Below are 356 nucleotides of genomic sequence, written 5' to 3'. Positions count from 1 at the left end.
AAAAAACATCCCGTCTCTTATCAATCGGGGTGCAATGGTGTCTACGATTTTTCTAATATCATCTGTGATCTCAATAGCTTCAGGAGTACCACCCTGGGAAATATTACTACGGAAATCTCCTGCGTTGGTTTTCCTTTTTAGAATACCGTATTTGCCATTCTTTTCGAGGATCTTTCCGTTAAGCAATAGCACCCTTACATCGCCTTCTTTGGCTGCTGGCAAGTATTGCTGGGCAATGATATAGCCCTTTTTCGAAAGATTTTCTATGATCTGGTTAAGATTTTTCTCATTCTTGTCGATAAGATAAACACCACGACCACCAGAACCCTCTAATGGCTTAAGGATCATCTTTTTCT

General features: G+C 40.2%; 1 protein-coding gene. It reads right to left on the bottom strand.

Going from position 1 to position 356, the window contains the following annotated elements:
• Positions 1 to 348: ATP-grasp domain-containing protein (locus HC175_RS21085; RefSeq protein WP_479685257.1), on the bottom strand; the 348-nt coding region annotated here is incomplete at its 3' end.
• Positions 349 to 356 lie beyond the last annotated feature (8 nt).

This window comes from Salinimicrobium oceani, from assembly GCF_012037645.1.
Note: the sequence above shows the minus strand (reverse complement) of the source record. Positions and strands in the feature narration are given on the sequence as shown.